This window comes from Nostoc sp. FACHB-892, assembly GCF_014698795.1.
In the GTDB taxonomy this organism is placed as follows: domain Bacteria; phylum Cyanobacteriota; class Cyanobacteriia; order Cyanobacteriales; family Nostocaceae; genus Nostoc.
The window spans coordinates 129,850-144,398 of the sequence record NZ_JACJTR010000021.1; the positions used below are offsets into that span (position 1 = coordinate 129,850).

The 14,549-nt window shown below is 39.9% G+C and carries 13 protein-coding genes; 8 read left to right on the top strand and 5 right to left on the bottom strand.

The window, feature by feature from the left end; translation table 11 throughout:
* Nucleotides 1-231 precede the first annotated feature (231 nt).
* Nucleotides 232-942, bottom strand: coding sequence for a TIGR04283 family arsenosugar biosynthesis glycosyltransferase (locus tag H6G96_RS24655; protein ID WP_190914401.1), 711 nt, complete (start codon nt 940-942; stop codon nt 232-234).
* Between the two features lie 49 nt (nt 943-991).
* Here H6G96_RS24655 and H6G96_RS24660 point away from each other — a divergent pair, with 49 nt between their 5' ends.
* Nucleotides 992-1,570, top strand: coding sequence for a Uma2 family endonuclease (locus H6G96_RS24660; RefSeq protein ID WP_190914403.1), 579 nt, complete (start codon nt 992-994; stop codon nt 1,568-1,570).
* Between the two features lie 40 nt (nt 1,571-1,610).
* Here H6G96_RS24660 and H6G96_RS24665 read toward each other — a convergent pair whose 3' ends face one another.
* Together H6G96_RS24665 and H6G96_RS24670 are read right to left on the bottom strand one after the other, a co-directional pair.
* Nucleotides 1,611-2,177 carry a DUF2808 domain-containing protein gene (locus H6G96_RS24665; RefSeq protein ID WP_190914405.1) on the bottom strand — a complete coding sequence of 189 codons (567 nt, stop codon included), beginning with the start codon at nt 2,175-2,177 and terminating at the stop codon, nt 1,611-1,613.
* Nucleotides 2,178-2,199: 22 nt separating this feature from the next.
* The gene (locus tag H6G96_RS24670; RefSeq protein ID WP_190914407.1) at nt 2,200-2,637 is read right to left on the bottom strand and encodes a DoxX family protein; all 438 of its coding nucleotides are present in this window, start codon (nt 2,635-2,637) and stop codon (nt 2,200-2,202) included.
* A 361-nt stretch (nt 2,638-2,998) separates the two neighbouring features.
* Here H6G96_RS24670 and H6G96_RS24675 point away from each other — a divergent pair, with 361 nt between their 5' ends.
* Entirely contained in the window at nt 2,999-5,173 is a 2,175-nt protein-coding gene (locus H6G96_RS24675; protein WP_190914409.1) for a DEAD/DEAH box helicase, read from the top strand.
* A gap of 131 nt (nt 5,174-5,304) precedes the next feature.
* On the opposite strand, the gene H6G96_RS24680 is transcribed toward H6G96_RS24675, so the two are convergent.
* Nucleotides 5,305-6,183 carry an SMP-30/gluconolactonase/LRE family protein gene (locus tag H6G96_RS24680; protein ID WP_190914411.1) on the bottom strand — a complete coding sequence of 293 codons (879 nt, stop codon included), beginning with the start codon at nt 6,181-6,183 and terminating at the stop codon, nt 5,305-5,307.
* Between the two features lie 179 nt (nt 6,184-6,362).
* Nucleotides 6,363-7,301, bottom strand: coding sequence for an NAD-dependent epimerase/dehydratase family protein (locus H6G96_RS24685; RefSeq protein ID WP_190914413.1), 939 nt, complete (start codon nt 7,299-7,301; stop codon nt 6,363-6,365).
* 281 nt (nt 7,302-7,582) lie between these two features.
* Here H6G96_RS24685 and H6G96_RS24690 point away from each other — a divergent pair, with 281 nt between their 5' ends.
* The 6 genes from H6G96_RS24690 to H6G96_RS24715 all read left to right on the top strand — a co-directional run bounded on the left by H6G96_RS24690 (nt 7,583) and on the right by H6G96_RS24715 (nt 13,926).
* Nucleotides 7,583-8,725, top strand: coding sequence for a glycosyltransferase (locus H6G96_RS24690; protein WP_190914415.1), 1,143 nt, complete (start codon nt 7,583-7,585; stop codon nt 8,723-8,725).
* 111 nt (nt 8,726-8,836) lie between these two features.
* On the top strand, nt 8,837-9,592 hold the full coding sequence (locus H6G96_RS24695) for a sugar transferase (protein WP_190914434.1): 756 nt from the start codon (nt 8,837-8,839) through the stop codon (nt 9,590-9,592).
* A 591-nt stretch (nt 9,593-10,183) separates the two neighbouring features.
* Entirely contained in the window at nt 10,184-11,263 is a 1,080-nt protein-coding gene (gene gmd / locus H6G96_RS24700; protein ID WP_190914417.1) for a GDP-mannose 4,6-dehydratase, read from the top strand.
* Nucleotides 11,264-11,287: 24 nt separating this feature from the next.
* Nucleotides 11,288-12,232, top strand: a complete 945-nt coding sequence (locus tag H6G96_RS24705; protein ID WP_190914419.1) for a GDP-L-fucose synthase — start codon at nt 11,288-11,290, stop codon at nt 12,230-12,232.
* A gap of 70 nt (nt 12,233-12,302) precedes the next feature.
* Complete coding sequence (locus H6G96_RS24710) at nt 12,303-12,878, top strand: 5-formyltetrahydrofolate cyclo-ligase (protein WP_190914421.1); 576 nt, start codon at nt 12,303-12,305, stop codon at nt 12,876-12,878.
* Between the two features lie 37 nt (nt 12,879-12,915).
* On the top strand, nt 12,916-13,926 hold the full coding sequence (locus H6G96_RS24715; RefSeq protein WP_190914423.1) for a catalase family protein: 1,011 nt from the start codon (nt 12,916-12,918) through the stop codon (nt 13,924-13,926).
* Nucleotides 13,927-14,549: the final 623 nt, after the last annotated feature.

The window sequence follows — 14,549 nt, forward strand, 5'->3', positions numbered from 1 at the left end:
CTTCAGAACTTGAAAATTCGTGTTCAGAACCTGAAACTTCGTGTTCAGAACTTGAAACTTCGTGTTCAGAACTTGAAACTTCGTGTTCAGAACTTGAAACTTCGTGTTCAGAACCTGAAACTTCGTGTTCAGAACTTGAAACTTCGTGTTTAGAACTTGAAACTTCGTGTTTAGACCCTTAACATTTCAAATCCAATGCCCCTAAGATATACTAAGCAGATGAGAAATAGCTTAAATTCTTTTAAATTTTTCTCGGCAATACCAGCTACAAATTCGTTCAGGTGAAACGCCGAGTAAATAAGCAATAATTACTATTTGATTAAGTAGCGTAGTTTTAAATACTCCCTTTTGCAACCATCTACGGGCTGAGGTAACAACTGGTGTAGGGATAATTACAATCCGTCCGATGCGTTTTAAACGACGGATAAGTTCAAAGTCTTCCATGATAGGCAATTCAGGGAAACCGCCAATTTGCTGAAATACTGCTTTTGTTAAAAAAATTGCTTGGTCGCCGTAGGGCATTTGGTAAAAATGCGATCGCACATTTACACCCAACTCCACCCATCTTAAACTTAAAAGCGATGCATCAATCCGCAAGTTAAATGCACCAGCCACATTCCCAGGTTGTTGTAGCGCTGTGCCAACCATCTCATCAAACCCAATCGGTAAACGGGTATCTGCATGGAGAAACAGCAGAATCTCCCCGGTAGCAGCTACAGCACCCGCATTCATTTGCACAGCACGGCCGGGAGACGATGAGATAACTTTGACACCTAAAGACTGAGCTATTTCTATGGTGTCATCTTTGGAGCCACCATCTACTATGATTACTTCTATATTTGTGTTGAGTTGAGTAGTTACAATTGCTTCTTTAATATTCTCTGCTTCATTAAGAGTCGGAATAATAATAGAAATCCTAGCTGCGTCAATATTCTGACTCATAATTGCTTACAATTTAGCTAAAGTTGATGTCATCCTCAAGATAATCCCTATGTCAGCTATCACGGTCAACTTGAACCCTATTATCCAACTCACCGATAACCAATTTTATCAACTTTGTCGGGAAAACCCTGAAGTGAAATTTGAACGCAATGCAGAGGGGAAACTACTAATAATGCCACCTACAGGCGGAGAAACTGGAAATCGCAATTCAGAGATTTCGGCAGATTTTGTGATTTGGAATCGCCAAACTCAACTAGGAATTTGCTTCGATTCTTCCACTTGCTTCAAACTTCCCAATGGTGCAAACCGTTCTCCTGATGTTGCTTGGATAAGAAAAGAGAGATGGAATGCACTCACACCCGAAGAACAAGAAAAGTTTCCGCCGATCGCACCAGATTTTGTTTTAGAGTTAATGTCACCAAGCGATAGTTTGCGAGAAACGCAAGCGAAAATGCAGGAATATATCGATAACGGAGTTAAGTTAGGCTGGTTAATTAATCCAAAAATGCGTCAGGTAGAAATCTATCGTATTGGTAAACCAATAGAAACACTAGCATCTCCACAAGAATTATTAGGAGAGGATATTTTACCAGGATTTATTTTAAATTTACAAATTATCTGGGGATAAATATTTGCGATTGCAATTTCACAACAAGCTGCTGTAATAGTTATGGAAACCACCAGTGACTTCTATTGCTGTAAAACTGTAACCGTCCAAAGCCGAGAAATTGTCCGTGGGATTTCTCACCCACCGGGAACGCTGTCACACCCAATAAATAGACACCAGAAAAGCTGGGATTCTTCACAGGGCGAAGGGCGATTGTAACTGTCTGTCCCGGAGTAACAGGCGGATCAAAATTCACAGTAACGGTTCGTGTCTTGCGTTCTGCTGTGACTGGGCCTAATGTTAGCCGAGATTCTTTGCGGTCGCTGGTTCCGGCAAAGGCGCGGGTATCATTAAGATCATAGCGGATGTTTTCTGCTCCTTCCCTTTGTGCGATCGTTACCTTCTGGAGGGATTCTCCAGCATTTTCCGGCACATTAATCTTGAAATAGTAAGTTGCGCCCCAAACATTAACATCTTTATAAGTAGTTGTTGCCTCAACAAGTTTCGGCGGTTGGACAAAGTAGACTGTGCCATCTCTAAGCTGCACCGCTTGAGTCACCGGAAGGGTTACTCCTCCAATACCGACTGCTAACGAGAGTGTTATCCCAAACAAAGTTGCGACGCGCATAATTCAGATATAAAAAACGCACTTATTTTAATTCTAATTCTTTGGGAAGGAGCGACTTGGGAATAATAGAAGCTTGTTTTTCCCCATCATAAGATTTCGTGTACCACCAAGCCCAAGCAATTAAAACTGCTTGAAAGGGAAGCCTGACTACGTGTACCCAAGGTGAATTAGGTATATGTTCAATCTTAATAAGATTAACCGCCATATAAATATTGGCAGGGTAAACAGCAATAAAAAGAGCAAGAAGTCCCCAAGCAGCAGCTTGACTTACAGGCGGGACTAATAAGCCGATACCACCCAAAATTTCATAAAAGCCACTAAGATAAACTAATCCTAAAGGGTAAGGTAGTTGCGGAGGCACAATTTTGACATATTCTTCTGGCACAATAAAGTGTGTCACTCCAACCACAATGATGCATATAGCAAGGATGACTCGTAATGTTTCCTTATGCTTATTCATGGCTTTTGCTTGATTATATACTTGTCCTATTACTTAAGTTTGACCGATGGATGTTAATCTGCCTTGAGTCAATAGGGGGAAAAATCCATAGAAATTCTCAAAATGCGACTTAATTAAGAGATTTTCTAAGTTCCCATCACATCTTACAACTATAGCAGTCCTAAATAATTAACAAACTTCTTTCCTACTTTCCTTGGCGGTTTAATCATTTTTACAACTCAAATAGGATTACTATCGATATATAAGCGATTCTTTAATATTCGCGTCACTTAATATGATATTATTCCAATTTATTTATTAGTGTAAAAAATAATTAATACTAATTAAATATTCATGTATTTTACTAATTATTCATAAAAATATGAGCGATGCTTTTAGCAGACTTGCACCCTTCATTCAAGAATATATTTATCATCACCAGTGGACTGAATTACGACCAGTTCAAATTGCTGCTTGTCAAGTTATATTTGACACTGATGCTCATTTGCTAGTGACTGCTGCAACTGCTGCGGGTAAAACAGAAGCAGCCTTTCTACCAGTTTTGACTTTGTTACATGCTAACCCTTGTGCAACTGTAGGAGTATTATATATTAGTCCAATCAAAGCTTTAATTAATGATCAGTTTGAGCGCCTCAACGACTTACTCAAAGAAGCAGATATTCCAGTTTGGCACTGGCACGGTGATGTTTCTCAAAGTCGAAAAAACAAGCTTTTAAAGAATCCTCAAGGCATTCTACAAATTACACCAGAATCTTTAGAAAGTTTATTAATTAATAAAAATAATGACCTACTTCGCTTATTTGGTGATTTAAGATTTGTCATCATTGATGAAATTCATGCCTTTATGGGTTCTGAACGCGGTTGTCAAATTATTTGCCAATTACAACGTTTAGCAAAGTTGACGCAAAGGCAACCACGCCGTATTGGTTTATCGGCAACTCTTGGTGATTACTCAATAGCGGAAGAATGGTTATCTTCAGGAACAGAAAACCCAGTCATTACACCGCAAGCTGACGGAATAAAACGCCAAATAAAACTAGCTGTAGAACATTTTTATATTACTGAAGAAGTAGATGAAGCACAGGCAACAGCTTATGAACAATATATTTTCAATCTCAGTAAATCTCGCAAATGCTTAATATTTGCTAATAATCGTACGCGAACTGAATCTGTAATAGCATCTTTGCGCCAAATTGCCACAGAACAAGGACTACCAGATATATATCATGTGCATCATGGGAGTATATCTGCTAGCTTGCGGCAATCTGCTGAAGATGCGATGCGTGAACCCAACAATCCAGCAGTTACTGCCGCTACTCTGACTTTAGAATTAGGTATAGATATCGGTTATTTAGAGCGAGTTATTCAGTTAGAATCACCCTTGTCTGTAGCTAGTTTTTTACAGCGTTTAGGACGTAGTGGCAGGAGAGGTGAAGCTGCCGATATGCGCTTTATCTGTGCTGAAGAGAAACCATTATCAGAAGCTTATCTACCAGAGCAAATACCCTGGCAACTTTTGCAGTCTATCGCTATAATCCAACTTTATTTAGATGAGCAATGGATTGAACCAATCAGACCCATTAAATATCCTTTGAGTTTGCTTTATCACCAAACAATGAGCATTTTAACAGCAACAGGGGAACTTTCACCTAATGCCTTAGCTAAACAAATTTTTAGCTTGCCACCCTTTGCTGCTATTTCTAAAGAGGATTTCCAATTACTACTGCGCTATTTAATTGATATTGGTCATATTCAGCATACCGAACAAGGTAAATTAATCCTGGGTTTGGCAGGAGAAAAGATTGTGAGAAAATTTCAGTTTTATGCTGTCTTTGCTGAACAGCAAGAATATATTGTTAAACAAGGTGTAACGCAAATTGGCAGTATCGTCACGCCGCCTGCTGTTGGCAATCAATTTGCTTTAGCTGGGAGAACTTGGGAAGTCGTAGAAGTTGACTTTAAAAAGAAGGCTATTTTTGTTAAACAAGCCGAGGGTAAATCTAGTATTTATTGGCGTGGTGGTAGTGGTACTATTCATACCAAAGTTTTACAACGAATGCAACAGATTCTATTTGAAAATATTGAGTACAGCTATTTGCAAAAAAATGCTTTGCAACGTTTACGTAAAGTTCGCCAATTGGTTCAGCAGGTTGGATTAGATAAACAAAATATCTTGCAATTAGAAAAAGGTAAATGCTGCATTTTCCCCTGGATGGGTACAGTTGCTTACCGCACTTTAGAAAGATTACTCAACTCCTACTGTCGAGAATCTTTGGAAATTATCAGTATTGGCGGAGTAAATCCTTATTATTTGACAATTAAAATAGGCAAGGATAAATTTAAATATCTTTATCCTGAAATTGCTTCATTGTGTGAGCAAAGAATTACCTCAGAAGATTTAGTCAGTACTTCAGAAGCACCGGAAAATCAAAAATATGATCAATTTATTCCTCATCCACTTTTACGAAAGGCTTTTGCTAGCGATTATTTAGATATGAGAGAACTAAAACAGCAAGTGTCATTGTGGAGACAATAAAGAAGAAGCTATTACGCATTTAACTTGAACATTTGCATAAAGGTTGATGACCAATGACTGATAACCATTAACCGTCAACAGAAAATAGAATTTATAAATTCTACGAATGATTTAGGACTACTATATAATTCTTAAAAATTATTACTAGGTAATCCAGTAACATCAGTTTGCAGAGCAAACAAATCACCAGAGTAGAAACTTTTTTCGATCTCTGCTTGGCTAAGTCCAACTGAAGCAGTGGTAATATAAAGCGTTTGCAAATTTTCGCCCCCAAAAGTACAGCTAGTTGGCAATTGTACAGGTAGCTTTACCCGCAATATCTCTTCACCCTTGGGATTGAAACGAATTACACACCATCCATCCCACATAGCTGACCAAATATGTCCTTCACTGTCTATTGTCAACCCATCTGGGTAGAAGGATTCATGAGTTAAATCAACAAAAATCCGGCGATTAGTAATGTTTCCTGTAACTGAATTAAAGTCGTAAGCATATATTTTTTGCTGCGGAGAATCTGTTAAGTAAAATGTCTTTTGATTGGGACTCCACCCCAGACCATTAGAGATAGTCAATCCTGTTTCCATTATATGCAATGAACCATCATTGTCATAGCGATAAAGGCTCGCCTGGGGTTTTTCCAAAGAACACATTGAGCCAAACCAAAAGCGGCCTTGAGGGTCACATTTGCCATCATTGAAACGATTATCTAGGAGATTCCCTTCAATTTCTAAAATGGGGTTAACTTCAGCTGTCTGAGTATTGAGAAACGCCAAGTGATGGCGCAGTGCCATAATTAATCTATCTTTACCTGCTGTTGCGATCGCACCTACTACATCTCCCACATCAAAAAAGGAACTTTTTCCCGTAGCAGGATGAAACTGATGCACGCGATGGTTATAAATATCAACCCAATACAGTAGGTTTTGATTTGAGTCCCACATTGGGCCTTCACCTAAGCGGGCACGGGCTTCTAGAACATTGTGGAGTGGATATTGCAACTCGTTCACCATTTACAGAAAGTAATTTCAGCGGCATTGACGCAATAAATATCTTAAAAAACGTCTGCCTTCCTATTCAAGTAAAAACTGAAGATGTGATGAATTGCTTCTTCCCCAGGTAAAAGAAAAAACTCTTCCTTTTGACTAAAACTCAGATTCCCGACTTATTTAATAAATCGAGAATCTTGTTACTACACAGCTTGTAAAATCTCCTCATCTACAGAGAAATCTACTTCAGCTTTGTCTTTTGCATTAGCCAAATAATCATTTTCCAGAGAATCTTGTAATCCAGAAATTAAATCATATTCAGGATGCCAGTTTAATTCTGTTTGCGCTTTGTTCACCGAAGCAAAGAAATGCTGCACCCGCATCGGAAAAGCTTTACGCTTGCCGAAATCAAACTTTTTCGGGTCGTAATGGACAATTTTAACAGCATCGGGTGATTTACCAGCTGCTATAGCGCTAGCACGGGCTAAACCATCAAAAGTGACAAAGCGATCGCCAGAGATATTATAAATCTGTCCTATGGCTTGTTCATTACCCAAAACTTTAGTCATTGCTAGTGCCAAGTCTTTTACATGACCTAGCTGCGTGATATGCAACCCATTTCCGGGGATGGGAATGGGGCGATCGCGCACAATTCTGTCAAAAAACCAGCCTTCTAATTCATTATAATTACGAGGCCCGTAAATATAAGTAGGCCGAATGGAAGTAAAGGGAAATCCCGATTGAGTCAGATAACCTTCTGTTTCATGCTTACCCTTGTGGCGACTTTTGGGATCTACCGGATCACCTTCTACATGAGGCAATTGGTCAGATTTGAGATACACGCCCGCAGAACTCATATACACAAAATGTTGCACTCGGTCTTGAAAAATTTCTGCCAGTGGTTGTGTATCAGTAAGTTCCCGTCCGTTATTGTCAAAAATGACATCAAAGCTTTCATGTGATAACTTTGCCTTTAATTGAGTAGCGTCAGTGCGATCGCCTATAATTTGTCCTACTCCCTCTAAAGAAGGTGCTGGTCGATTTCCCCGATTGAACAGCACTACCTCATGTCCTTGTTCCACTAGTAGTTGAGTCAAATAAACACCAATGAACCGAGTACCACCCATAATGAGAATTCGCATAAATTCACCATTTCTATATCAGTTGTCATCAAAGGAGTAGGGGAACAGGGTAGGCAGGAGAAGAATAACTATTGGTATTTCCGATTCCCCATTCCCCACTCCCTACTCCCTATTCCCCAATCTGAGATTATCAGGTTGCAGCATCCATCTGGAACTTCTGACGAAAAGATTGCGTCTGATGTGCTAATCTGGGTGGCTTCCCGTTAATTGATCACAAGGGGAAACTTTTCAGTTAACGTCATCAAGTTGGCCTTTGTATTTTCCATTTATTCAAGTTAGCTGTGCCCTTGAAATATGCTCTGGTTCATGAGTGGTTGACACCCAAAGCCACCGGTGGTTCAGAACTCGTTGTACGAGAAATTTTGAATCACATTAATGCTGATTTGTATGCCCTCATAGATTTTGAATCCAGCAATCCTGAAAGTTATTTATACAAGCGTCAAATTGGCAAGACGTTTCTTCAGGACTTTCCCTATGCCCGCAACGGTGTACAAAAATACTTGCCTTTGTGGCCTTTGGCAATTGAACAACTTGATTTGCGGCATTATGACATAATTCTGTCTTCATCCCATGCTGTTGCCAAAGGAATCCTGACCACTCCCGAACAGATGCATATTTGCTACTGTCACAGTCCTATGCGCTATGCCTGGGACTTGACTTTTGATTATCTGCGCCACAGCAAAATGGGTAGTGGTTTAGCTGGTTGGGTGACGCGATATCTATTACATCGTTTGCGTCAATGGGATGTATTGAGTGCCAATCGCGTTGATTACTTCATTGCCAACTCACAGCATACAGCTCGGCGGATTTGGCGTTGCTATCGCCGAGAAGCAACAGTCATTTACCCACCAGTGAATATTGCGGAATTTCCATTTCTGTCTGAGAAAGAGGACTTTTATCTGACAGTTTCCCGGTTAGTGAGCTACAAGCAAATATCGTTGATTGTCAAGGCTTTTAATCAACTAAAACGACCACTAGTAGTCATTGGTACAGGAGATGAAATGAAAAAGATTTGCGATATGGCAAACTCTAATATCCAAATACTGGGATGGCAACCCGATAATGTGGTAAAAAAATATATGTCTAGGGCTAAGGCGTTTGTATATGCAGCTTGTGAAGATTTTGGTATAGCCCTAGTAGAAGCACAAGCCTGTGGTACGCCAGTGATTGCCTACGGTGCAGGGGGTGCTCTAGAAACAGTACGAGATATCCGCTCTTGTGTGGATACAGGGACAGGTATATTCTTCAAGACGCAAACAGAGGCAGCTTTAGTGGAGGCAGTAGAAAAGTTTGAAATGTATCAGGGTTCGTTCAGTTCCGAGTATATGCGATCGCACGCCGCGCAGTTTTCACCGCAAATTTTTGCAGATCGTTATCTAGATTTTGTAAACAAGTGCAACGAAAAAAGACCATTTTTGCAATGATGGTCTTGAATAACGTCTTATTTTTTTAGGCTTTTGGCAATTTTCCCCAGAAGCACCTCATTTTGGCTTTAATATTGGGACTATGTGTGGTGTGGATTATTAAGGAGTATGATGACTGCCCAGAGCTCACTCCTCTCCGGCAAGCGAGGCGTAAGGCAAGACACCAGAACGTCTACGCGTTTCTTAAAACGCGGTCAAAAAACGAAGACACCAAAAGTTAAACCCAAAGGTTTATCTTTTCAGGGTTTAAACGGAGAGTTTGCCAAGCGACTGTTCGACATAGTGTTTTCGCTGTCGGTGTTAATTTTGTTCTTCCCCGTCTACTTAATTTTGGCCTTGCTGATTGCTCTCAGCTCAGAAGGCCCAATTTTTTATGTCCAGGAACGGGTAGGAAAAAATTACAAAGCGTTTAATTGTATTAAATTCCGAACAATGGTAAGCAATGCGGATGAAATCCTCATGCAAATGATGGAAACATCGCCCGAATTGCGACAAGAATTTGAAAGCAGTTTTAAGCTGAAACAAGACCCCCGGATTACCAAAATTGGTCAATTTTTGCGAATTACTAGCTTAGACGAATTTCCTCAGTTCTGGAACGTTTTAAAAGGGGACATGAGTGTAGTCGGTCCCCGACCATTAGTAGCAGAAGAACTGCCAAAATACGGTTGTCACATTGATGAGATTTTAACAATCCGTCCAGGGATTACTGGTTTGTGGCAGGTGTCTGGCCGTAACGACATTCCCTACCCTCGGCGAGTCCAAATAGACCTGCATTATGCTAGATTTAGGAATTTTTGGCTTGATTTATGGATCATCTTGAAAACTGTTGATGTGGTCATTGTGCCCAAAAATAATGGGGCATACTGAGTAACTACTTAGGGCCGATTCTGTGGGGCAGTTAATGCCCCTAAGTATTAATTATTGCCATAAGACTAAAGGCAGTCTTAAATCATTTGTAAAAATAAATTAACCGCAGAGGCGCGCCGACACCGTTGACGGTTGACGGTTAACAGTCTTTCGTCTTATTCAATCCCTTTTTAGGGGTAGGATTAGCTTAAGTGTTTCTATTTAGCTAAGATTCCTTTAAATGTATCTGTAGTTCATTTTGCTCTTACTCTGATTTTTGCAATAAATCTAATTTCAAATACTTATTTTATTCAGTCTTCATAAAATCAGATATATATAAAATTTTGACAAAAAAACAACGAACATAAAAAAAGTGTTGATCTATTTGTTAAAAGAAAAAATATACATTATTAAACAAATTAAACAATTTTGATATATTTAAGCTTGGACTTACGTGTTAAATTAATCTTTATTAAGTATATTTATTTAGGAGAAAAGTATCCTAACAGCAATAACTCGTAGGTTTACCATTAGGCAATTCAGCAATTAGTTGCTAGGTTGTATCAGATTGTTTGTAACTTTTTAATCAAAGGCAATAAGGGATAATTGAGCATGGCGCAACAGAAACGAGCGTTAATTACTGGTATTACTGGTCAAGATGGTTCATATTTAAGTGAGTTTTTGTTGGAACAAGGTTATGAGGTTCATGGCATTATTCGCCGGACTTCTACCTTTAACACAGACCGTATCGATCACATTTATGAAGACCCCCACAAAGAGGGAGTGCGGTTATTTCTTCACTATGGTGACTTGACAGATGGTACGACGTTGCGACGCATTTTAGAAGAAGTCCAGCCAGTAGAGATTTACAACCTGGGCGCTCAATCTCATGTCAGAGTAAGCTTTGATTCACCAGAATACACAGTGGATGCTGTCGGAATGGGGACGTTGCGTCTTTTAGAAGCAATTCGGGACTATCAACACCGTACCGGAATTCAGGTGCGATTTTACCAGGCGGGTTCTTCAGAAATGTACGGTTTAGTACAAGCAATACCTCAAACTGAGACAACGCCCTTTTATCCCCGTAGCCCTTATGCTTGTGCGAAAGTTTACGCCCACTGGCAAACTGTAAATTATCGTGAGTCCTATGATTTATTTGCTTGTAACGGCATACTTTTTAACCACGAGTCACCACGGCGGGGTGAAACCTTTGTAACCCGCAAAATTACTAGAGCAGTGGCTGGTATCGTTGCTGGGAAGCAGAAAAAAATTTACATGGGTAATTTAGACGCAAAGCGAGATTGGGGCTATGCGAAGGATTATGTTAAAGCGATGTGGTTGATGTTGCAAAAAGATCAGCCAGATGACTACGTAATTGCTACTGGTGAAACTCACTCGGTGCGCGAGTTTTTGGAACTAGCATTTAGTTACGTAAATCTTAATTGGGAAGATTATGTAGAGTTTGATGAGCGTTACCTACGTCCATCTGAGGTAGAGTTGTTGATTGGCGATTCTAGCAAAGCACGAGAGAAGTTGGGCTGGGCACCATCAGTAACCTTTGAAGAACTAGTTTCGTTAATGGTAGAAGCAGATTTACAAGCATTGGGTCACACTTCACCCAATGGAAATGGTTCGCAATTTCCAGATGATATTGCGACTATTCGTCAACAACTGGGCGCTTTGCACTTCTGATTCGCACCACAGAGGATATAAAATATGACTGCCTTAGAATTAAAAAATAAACGCATTCTCGTCACTGGTGGTTCGGGGTTTCTAGGTCGTCAGGTGATAGATCAGCTGTGTAAAGCAGGGGCTAATCGTGAGAAGATTACAGTAACGCGATCGCGCGATTGTGATTTACGTGTTTGGGAAAATAGCCAACGTGCAGTTGACCAGCAAGACGTAATTATCCACCTAGCAGCTCATGTCGGTGGCATCGGTCTGAACCGCGAAAAACCCGCAGAGTTGTTCTACGATAATTTGATCATGGGTACGCAGCTAATTCACGCTGCCTATCAAGCTGGAGTAGAAAAATTCGTTTGTGTTGGCACAATCTGCGCCTATCCTAAATTTACTCCAGTGCCATTCAAAGAAGATGATCTTTGGAATGGCTACCCAGAGGAAACTAATGCCCCCTACGGAATTGCTAAAAAAGCGCTTTTAGTTCAATTGCAATCTTACCGCCAGCAGTACGGTTTTAATGGAATTTATCTACTGCCAGTGAATTTATATGGCCCAGAAGATAACTTTGACCCTGGAAGTTCTCACGTTATTCCAGCGTTAATTCGCAAAGTTCACGAAGCCCAAATTCAAGGAGAAAAGCAACTCCCAGTTTGGGGTGATGGCAGCCCCACCCGCGAGTTTCTATATTCAGTAGATGCAGCGCGGGGGATTGTTATGGGAACCCAATTCTATAACGAATCGGAACCAGTTAACTTGGGAACAGGTTATGAAATCTCCATCCTTGATTTGATAACTTTAATCTGCAAATTGATGGAATTTAAGGGTGAAATTGTATGGCAAACTGACAAGCCTAATGGTCAACCCCGCCGTTGTTTAGATACAGAACGGGCAAAGCAAGCCTTTAATTTCACGGCTCAGGTGGGCTTTGAGCAAGGGTTAAAAAATACCATTGAGTGGTATCGTCAACACGCTGCATAATCATGTATTAGTAAATGTAGAGTGTTATAAGCTGGGCAATGCCCAGCTTATTTTTTTGACGCAATATTTCATGGATAAAGTTAATCATCAATTAAATAAAGCAGAACTACGCCGAACTCTACTCAAAACACGTCAATCAATGCCTGTTCGAGAGTGGAAAGAAAAAAGCGATCGCATTTGCTCTCATTTACAAAACTCTACTTCGTTCTCCCAAGCAAAAACAATACTTGCTTATTTCAGCTTTCGTCAAGAACCTGATCTCAGTCCACTATTTGCAAACACCAAATACCGTTGGGGATTTCCTCGCTGCATTGATAAATCCTTATGTTGGCATATTTGGACACCTGAAGATTCTGTCCAAAATGGCGCTTATGGCATTACTGAACCACACCCCGACACTCCAATCTTAGATGTTGCCGAAGTAGATTTGATTCTTGTCCCCAGTGTCGCTTGCGACCATCAAGGATATCGCCTGGGTTATGGCGGTGGATATTATGATCGCTTGCTCACTTTACCCCAGTGGCAAACAAAGCCGACTATCGGAATTATCTTTGATTTCGCCTATTTGTCCCAAATACCTATTGAATCTTGGGATAAACCACTACAAGCTGTTTTTACGGAAACCGGATTGACTCAGAAAGGCTAAGGCTTCAGGATGATGAAGACATATCATGAAATATTTTATGGCTAATCCAACATCATCTACCACTGAGCAGGAAGCAATAATCGACGACATTATTGCAACTAGCCTCCAAGCTCAACAAAAAACTGGTCCAGACCTCCGCCAAATTCATAGCAAAAGTCATGGACTCCTTTCAGGAGAGTTTATTATTGAACCCAATCTTCCTGAAGACCTAAGAGTAGGTTTGTTCAAAACGCCCCAAACCTATCCTGCGTGGATTCGTTTTTCTAGTGGTGGTGCACCTAAAAAACGTGGTCAATTCAACTCCGATAGCCAACCGGATGTTCGCGGTATCGCTATCAAGGTGATGAATGTAGATGGACAAAAAGTGCTGGATGATGAAGAAAAAACTCAAGATTTTATACTCAACAATTATCCTACTTTCTTGACTAAAGACGTTCGTGATTACGCTGATCTTTCCAGAGCAGGTAGTGGAGAACTTAGCCCAGAGCGGATACAGGAACTTGGTTACGCCTTTGCTATCTTGCAAAAAATTGGCAGCCAGAAGGTAGGAAATCCGCTTTTGATTCAATATTGGAGCATGGCTCCCTTTAAGTTTGGTAATCGCATTGTAAAATTGTCTGTCAAATCTCAACAACCTGAACAACCACCCGAAACACTTCCCGAATCAGAAAATTACCTCCGAGAAGCGTTGGTGAAATATTTGACTGAAGAAGGTCGAGAAGCATCTTTTGACTTCTTTATTCAGTTTTATGTAGATGACGAAAAAACGCCAATTGAAGACCATGTTAAAGAATGGCAAGAAGCAGATTCACCGTTTATTAAAGTTGCAACTGTCCGCATTCCCAGCCAGAAATTTGACTTTGAAGAACGCAAACGTTTAGATGAGGGTATATTGTTTTCCCCTTGGCATACACTGCTAGAGCATGAGCCTGTTGGCAGCGTGAATCTCTCTCGCAAGAGGCTTTACAGCGAACTTGCAAAGTATCGACGAGAACAAATTGCCCAACGGTTGCGGGAACCACAACCTTATGTAGCGGTTGAAGATTAACCACTGTGAATTAGCTTCAAACAACAAGATAAACTTTTGAAAGCTGTGTGTACAACATCGGACTTTCTACCAATTAAATCTAATTAGTAAAAATTGAAATATCAAGATTACCGACTTTTAAAATAAGTCAGTAATCTTGGTTTAATTAATAAATAATTGTATAACTACTGTTGATGGTTTTTATGAACCTAATGGCTCAAGAATCTGATAAATATTTAATTTTTGTAACATAATGCCTTTTATAAATTGGGGATAAACTATGAATAAAGATAATGAACTAACTGAAAGACTGAACAAAATGCTGACTGAATCTGCCGAAAAATAATCTGTTATTAAGTTTTTAAGATTGAGTAATTATTCAAAAGCCGAATCAATTGGAATTTTAAAAAATGCTTTGGGTATTTGTCTTCTCGAAGCACAAGATATCATTCATAATAGTCAAATATGGAGTGATGTAAAAGAATATGACGCAAAACTAATCAACGACTTCTTTAGACATCTCCAAAATAGTAACATTCTGTGGTAAAAGAACATCAAATAGCTTTTTTGACACAGAAACATGAGCGACATACTGAATCATATTGAACAAAATCCTAAAAAAGCAAAGCGGTTAATTGGTCTGG

What these genes read in the sequence shown, in the direction of transcription:
- H6G96_RS24655 (WP_190914401.1), bottom strand. Translation starts at nt 942, where the DNA reads ATGAGTCAGAATATTGACGCAGCTAGGATTTCTATTATTATTCCGACT.
- H6G96_RS24660 (WP_190914403.1), top strand. Translation starts at nt 992, where the DNA reads ATGTCAGCTATCACGGTCAACTTGAACCCTATTATCCAACTCACCGAT.
- H6G96_RS24665 (WP_190914405.1), bottom strand. Translation starts at nt 2,177, where the DNA reads ATGCGCGTCGCAACTTTGTTTGGGATAACACTCTCGTTAGCAGTCGGT.
- H6G96_RS24670 (WP_190914407.1), bottom strand. Translation starts at nt 2,637, where the DNA reads ATGAATAAGCATAAGGAAACATTACGAGTCATCCTTGCTATATGCATC.
- H6G96_RS24675 (WP_190914409.1), top strand. Translation starts at nt 2,999, where the DNA reads ATGAGCGATGCTTTTAGCAGACTTGCACCCTTCATTCAAGAATATATT.
- H6G96_RS24680 (WP_190914411.1), bottom strand. Translation starts at nt 6,183, where the DNA reads ATGGTGAACGAGTTGCAATATCCACTCCACAATGTTCTAGAAGCCCGT.
- H6G96_RS24685 (WP_190914413.1), bottom strand. Translation starts at nt 7,301, where the DNA reads ATGCGAATTCTCATTATGGGTGGTACTCGGTTCATTGGTGTTTATTTG.
- H6G96_RS24695 (WP_190914434.1), top strand. Translation starts at nt 8,837, where the DNA reads ATGACTGCCCAGAGCTCACTCCTCTCCGGCAAGCGAGGCGTAAGGCAA.
- gmd (WP_190914417.1), top strand. Translation starts at nt 10,184, where the DNA reads ATGGCGCAACAGAAACGAGCGTTAATTACTGGTATTACTGGTCAAGAT.
- H6G96_RS24705 (WP_190914419.1), top strand. Translation starts at nt 11,288, where the DNA reads ATGACTGCCTTAGAATTAAAAAATAAACGCATTCTCGTCACTGGTGGT.
- H6G96_RS24710 (WP_190914421.1), top strand. Translation starts at nt 12,303, where the DNA reads ATGGATAAAGTTAATCATCAATTAAATAAAGCAGAACTACGCCGAACT.
- H6G96_RS24715 (WP_190914423.1), top strand. Translation starts at nt 12,916, where the DNA reads ATGGCTAATCCAACATCATCTACCACTGAGCAGGAAGCAATAATCGAC.